5 protein-coding genes are annotated in these 5,052 nt (G+C 42.2%); all 5 read left to right on the top strand.

Going from position 1 to position 5,052, the window contains the following annotated elements; translation table 11 throughout:
* Positions 1–848: hypothetical protein (locus ACCM36_RS08045; RefSeq protein WP_370573235.1), on the top strand; the 848-nt coding region annotated here is incomplete at its 5' end.
* A gap of 239 nt (positions 849–1,087) precedes the next feature.
* Positions 1,088–1,963, top strand: coding sequence for a ribonuclease HI family protein (locus tag ACCM36_RS08040; RefSeq protein WP_370573234.1), 876 nt, complete (start codon positions 1,088–1,090; stop codon positions 1,961–1,963).
* A gap of 127 nt (positions 1,964–2,090) precedes the next feature.
* Positions 2,091–2,237, top strand: coding sequence for a hypothetical protein (locus ACCM36_RS08035; RefSeq protein ID WP_370573233.1), 147 nt, complete (start codon positions 2,091–2,093; stop codon positions 2,235–2,237).
* A gap of 514 nt (positions 2,238–2,751) precedes the next feature.
* Positions 2,752–3,678 (top strand): PhnD/SsuA/transferrin family substrate-binding protein, encoded by a 927-nt coding sequence (locus ACCM36_RS08030; RefSeq protein ID WP_370573232.1) that lies wholly within the window; start codon positions 2,752–2,754, stop codon positions 3,676–3,678.
* A 7-nt stretch (positions 3,679–3,685) separates the two neighbouring features.
* Positions 3,686–5,052 (top strand): PAS domain S-box protein (locus ACCM36_RS08025; protein WP_370573231.1); only part of this gene is annotated, 1,367 nt, incomplete at its 3' end.

Below are 5,052 nucleotides of genomic sequence, written 5' to 3'. Positions count from 1 at the left end.
TTGATTTCTTTGGTAAGGAGTTTACCTGGGAGTCCGAAAGTAAGAGTATCAAGGTACATGGTGCGTACATTACATTGGATAAATCACTTGTACAGAACGGTTCCGGTTATGATGTCCTCCTCAAGGTCAAGGATGAAGGAGACCGGGCTGCCTGGGTGGATGTTAAAGATCATGTACCCTATGTGGTAAACTACGTCAAGGGAAGCTTGGAGAGAAGCCTCCCGGATAGCAACATGACCCTGAGCGATTGGGACCTGGCCGCCACAACTTCTTCTGATGGTTCTCATTCTATCGGCGTTCAGGGCGTGCTCCTATCTCCCGGTGAATCCCTCGAACTTAGTTATCAGATCGAGCCTGATGAGGCTCCCAACCTGCCGTATGCAGAGTGTGATTTCAAAGCTATTGAAGGTTACAAGGGAACAGTGCGTTCCGCTTTCTTCGTAGCAGGTGCGCGCGTGGAGCAGAACTACGACATCGTGACCGGAGAATGGACCGCTATGGATCCTTCTGAGCCACTGGGAACGGTCGAAGAAGTAACTGAAGGATCATATTCCTCTGTGGAGATGTCTGTGACATCTGAGGATGATCCCATACAGGTCCTATCCGTAGAAGAATCCACACCTGAACTTTCGATACTTGGCAAGATCCTGGAAAAGATCAGCGGTGCCTTTGATTCAGTGGAGTTGGGGTTGAAGAGTGCCTTTTCAGGTGTGAACAGTACCATCGGACCTGCACTCTCTACTGTGGAAGGCATGGCCGTGGATGCTGTGGAAAACTATCTCTATGCAGTTATTATTGTAGTAGCTATAGGGGCTTTTCTTATAGTGGTCGTTCTGATGCAGAGGTAACGTCCAGGGAAACAGCCTTCCGGCAAGAATATTTTTCTTTCATATTTTTCCGGGATTGGCTCAACATCATATACGGCTGTTCTTTATTTTGATAATAAGTATCATGTGCCATATATATTTGTATATAGTAATACTGGATCTGCATTGATTGGCTTTATATGTTGTTAAATTATATAATTCATGCAAAGGATGCATATCCTGAGTACGGCTGAAAGAACATCACAACCTGTACGATAAACATGGATACAATGACCTTTGATGGCTCATGCAACCCTAATCCGGGTGGTTGTATGGGGATGGGGTGGGTAGTTACCCTGCATGACAGCTCATTTTCAATACTCGGAAACGACCGCCATGAGAAAAGCGATTATAACAACGCTCTTTTTGCAGAATATCTTGCCCTTAAGAAAGGTATGCTTGAATATGTGAGGGCTGACGGGCAGGGCCCCCTTAAGGTCCTTGGTGACAGCCAGACCGTGATATATCAGCTGAGGGGCATTTATGCTGTGGTGGATGACAACATCCGGATCATCCATGAAGAGATAAAGGACATAATAAAAAAGCATGAGCTGGACATATATTTCCACTGGATACCAAGAGCTCAGAACCATAAAGCTGACAGGTTATCCAAAACCAGGCACAAGATAAGCCTTGTGTATCCTAACGACAGAACGTGTATAGCAGATGTGGGCAGCGTACGGATATCTAAGAACCTTAGAACGAAGATCGCTGAACTGAACTCCAGCAGAACGCCAACGTCCCTGATGTTCAGGAAACTTCACCCCGGATCAAAGGATGCGCTTTCTGAGACACGGCTTCATGAACTGGAGGAGATGGCAGGGGTACATGCCACAAGTATAGCTTTACGAGAATTCCCTGGCACTACCAGAAAGAGCAAGCATTGTCAGGCACAGGCATTAAGATGGATGCTCAGGGGGCTTGCCGTAGACCTTGCTATAGAAAAGGTAAGGTTTGATCTTTTAAGGAAGAACAATAAAAAGAAGAACAAGGCCAGGAAGAAGGATAAGAACACGGAACAAAGGCAGCACAAACAGGCCGGGAACGGCAGGTCCAAATATTATTTGAACACGAAGAGGTACGGGTGCTGCTACTAGTGCATAAATGCCTGCCGAAAAGCAGATACATATACTATATATTTTTTGCAGAAGAATATACTTTTGTTTGGTTAACTATATAAGGTGGCGTGACCTCTTATCTCTGACGAAAGATGAGGAGTAAAACATGATAAAACAACAATATAAACACGAATATAGAGATGAAACAACATGTGGTTTCCTTGACATAACCAGGGGCCGCACTGACAGATCCTTCACTCCGGAAGAGATGGAGATCTACTGTTTCATGATGGGCGGCATCATCGGCAAGTAAAAGGAGGAGCCATTGCATTGGGTTTTACCGCAATGAAGGATCATTGGGTAAAACAGGGAGGTAACATCCGTTTTGCAGTAAAAGATGTTATTCATTTACACCCCCCTTTTGAACGAATTTATTCTTACAGGTCCCGGGCTCCTTGATCCTATAAATCCATGTGAGCCATTATTAGGTGCATGTTATAGATTCATTTTCTGTGAACTGGTTCTGCAGGAATGCTCGTGAATTCACCAGCATCAACAATAACCACAGAGAACACGGAGTTCATAGAGAATTACTTAACATCACTTTTATTCTCTGTGTTCTCTGTGAACTCATGCTTCAATTAAGATACAGGTTTTCTACCGAGCTGCTCTTTTTTACTTTTAAACATGGTCTATAGAAATGTGTAACTTTTAACTAGTTAAACAGTAAAATATATATCTAAACCCATATATTAATATCATCAATCAATACTACCAATTATAATATTTCTAAAACAGGATTCTCTTCGGGTATAGGTGAATGAGCAATGAATGATAAACATAAAACAGGTTTGCTTATCGTTTTCATTCTCATGATAACAAATGTAGCTATTTTTTCATGCGGCTGTGTATTTTTGGAGAAAGAAAAAGCGGTAAAAGTCTCACTTGAATCCACAGGCAATATATTGTCAACCAACGAAACAACAAAACCTTTACGTATGGGAGTTTTTTTAGTAGCTTCACCTAAGGCAACAATGGAATACTATGAAGGACTTAGAAATCATGTCTCTGAAGCCACAGGAAGGGAAGTTGAACTTGTGCAGCGGGATAACCCTCGTGAGATCAACTATTTACTGGAACGTGGTTATCTTGATATAGCCTTTGTCCGGGAAGACGCATATTATGATGGTACACAAAAGTTTGCTCTTGAGGTCATGGCGATCCCCCTCATGCAGGGAAACACCTACTACCGATCGTATTTGATAGTTCACTCCGGCACTGGCATTGATTCAATTGATGATCTTCGGGGTAAGAAATTCATTTTTAATGATTTCAGGTTCACCAAAGAGAAAGTGGAACCCGATTATGTGGAAATGGTCCTCACTGAAATGAACGAAACGCCATCGAGTTTTTTTTCAAGTTATTCCTATAGTGAAAGCCAGGACCGGCTTATCGAGATGGTATCAAAGAGAATGGTGGATGGTGTTGAAGTTGACAGTTTCTTCTGGACTTACATGAAACAAAATGATCCTGAGAATATTTATGATCTGATCATTATTGATATTTCACCCCCGCAGAAAGTTCCTGTGCTGGTGTACAGTCCCCTTATGGACACAGGTGAAATGCAGATTATAAAAAACGTTATCATCTCAATGCACAGAAATATAGAAGGAAAACAGATCCTTGGTAATATGGGGATCGACATGTTCATCCCAATGGACAATTCCACATATGAAACACTTGAATATGAATGATCATGCCATGCCGGTCGGAAATATGTTGACTGCAATATCCAAAGTAGCAAAGAATAAGAGCATTCGCACCAAGTTAGTATTGCATTTTGTTACCATTACTCTTATTCTGGGCATATTTATGGGGATATACCTTAATGTTGTACAGAGCAAAACACTTCATGATGAACTTGAAAGAAGCGGGGTCAATCTTGCGATGCAGCTTTCTGAAAGTAGCATCAATCCTATGCTCACTGACAACTATGTGAATCTCCAATGGCTGGTGGAAAATGTTGTTGCCACAGAAAAGGATGTACTCTATGTATTCATATTAGATGAAAATAGAAATGTGGTGGCACATACCTTCCGGAATGGCTTCCCTGATCAGCTTCAGTACATAAACATTCCCTCCTCCCAGGCCGGAACACTTCTTCTTGATACGGAATATGGCCTTGTGACCGATGTATCCTCTCCTATTCTGGGGGGACGAAGCGGTGAAGTTCATGTGGGCATGTCTCATGCACGGGTGAATGCATCTGTTTTTCAGTCGAACGTTGTTCTCATACTTTTTATGTTGCTGCTGATGGCTATCGGTATATCGGGCTCGTATTTTTCTGCCAGGAAGATATTTTCTCCGCTTGCTGCCTTAAATCTGGGCGTAGTAGAGTTTGGAAAAGGGAATCTGGAACAGAAGGTAATTATCACTTCAGGGGATGAGGTCGGTGATCTTTCCCGTTCTTTCAATGAAATGGCAGACCATATCAGATCGCTGATAGCAGACAAAGAGCAGTATCTACGTGAAATACTGGAAACAAGGAACTACCTGAATACAATTATCTCCGGAAGTCGTGATGGTATCCTTGTGCTGGATTCAAGGACAACGATCGAATTCTGTAATGAGGCTTTCTGTGTTATCTCGGGTTTTGCGAAATATGAAGTAATGGAAGACAATATCTCAAATTATATTCCTGCCTTCAAAAAGCATCTTAATGCTTCACCCGGTGCAAAAAAAGTAAATCTGTTCGTCGAAGCTAATATTATTACCAAAGATGGTTCTGTAACTCCTCTTTTTCTGAGTATCCAGAGTATAGAATATCAAGGTGATCTAAAATACGTACTGATGGTCAGGGATATCAGTGAACAGAAAGAGTTTGAATCCCTGAAGAACAATCTGATCTCGAATATCTCCCATGAACTGAGAACACCTCTCAATATCATGAGGGGCTTTATGGAAATTGCAATCACGGAAGAGGACAAAGAAAAAAGAAATGCCTTTCTTGCAAAATCCATAGAAGCTGCAGACAGGCAAAACTGGATGATACAGGATCTACTGGAAGTTGCTTCCACTTTGAATGGTCAGGACAAGATCAGCCTTACTAAGGAGAGCATCAATAATGT

The organism is Methanomethylovorans sp. (genome assembly GCF_041305605.1).
Lineage (GTDB): Archaea > Halobacteriota > Methanosarcinia > Methanosarcinales > Methanosarcinaceae > Methanomethylovorans.
Note: the sequence above shows the minus strand (reverse complement) of the source record. Positions and strands in the feature narration are given on the sequence as shown.